We start from the raw sequence: 1,100 nt of genomic DNA on the forward strand, positions 1-1,100 counted from the left end.
ACTCGCCGGGCCACCACGCCCGCGGGGCTGATGGGTAGCCACCCGCCCCGGCCTCCCCGCCGCACAGTATCCCGGTCGTCCAAGACCGCATCCACATGGAAGGCTCACGGGGTCGGGTGGCCACCTCCCTCAGTCTACCCAAGGGAGAAAGACCATGCCCTTCGCAGGTATTGACGTCAGCAAGCCCCACCTGGACCTGGCCCTGGTCTTTGGCACCGCCAAGCCCATCCGCCTCCGCTTCCCCAACACCCCCGAAGGCCGCCAAGCCCTCCTCGCCGCCCTCGCCCACCACCGCCCCGCCTGGGTGGCCCTGGAGCCCACCAGCGCCTACCACCTCCCCCTCCTCAAGCTCCTGGCGGAAAAGGGCCTCCAGGTGGCCCTGGTCAACCCCTACCACCTGGCCGCCTTCCGCAGGGCCGCGGGGGAGCGCCACAAGACCGACCGCATAGACGCCCTCCTCCTCGCCCACTACGCCTGGGTCTACCGGGAAAGCCTCCGGGCCTACACCCTCCCCCCAGAAGCCCTCCAGGAGCTCAAGGCCCTGGTGGGCTACCGGGAGGATCTGGCCGGGCGGGAGCGGGCCATCCTCAACCAGATGGAGGCGGCGGAATGGGCGGGGAGCAGGGAGGTCCTCGCCCTCCTCCAGAGGGAGCTGGCCTGCGTGAAGGGGCTCCTTGGGGAGGTGGAGGCCAGGATCCAGGCCCTCCTCGCCGCCCTCCCCGAGGCGGAGGTGCTGATGGGCCTGCCCGGGGTGGGGCCCCAGGTGGCGGCGGCGGTGCTGGCCCTCCTGCCCCCGGAGCTTTGGGGCCGGGCGAAGAGGGCGGCCTCCTACGCGGGGCTCATCCCCGAGCGGGAGGAGTCGGGGAAGAGCGTGGAGAGGAGCCGCCTCTCCAAGAAGGGGCCTCCCCTCTTGCGGCGGAAGCTCTACATGGGGGCCCTGGTGGCGGTGCGCCATGACCCGGAGATGCGGGCCTTCTACCACCGCCTGCTCTCGCGGGGAAAAACGAAGAAGCAGGCCTTGGTGGCCGTGGCCCACAAGCTCCTCAGGCGGATGATGGGAAGGCTCAGGGAGTACTACGCTGGCCGGTTGGTCCAGGGGG

The 1,100-nt window shown here is 71.0% G+C and carries 1 protein-coding gene; it reads left to right on the forward strand.

Annotated features, from left to right (window positions below):
• Positions 1-154: 154 nt before the first annotated feature.
• On the forward strand, positions 155-1,100 hold a 946-nt coding region (locus AC01Y6_RS10450; RefSeq protein WP_476671458.1), incomplete at its 3' end, for an IS110 family transposase.

The sequence above is a fragment of the Thermus sp. genome (assembly GCF_056332225.1).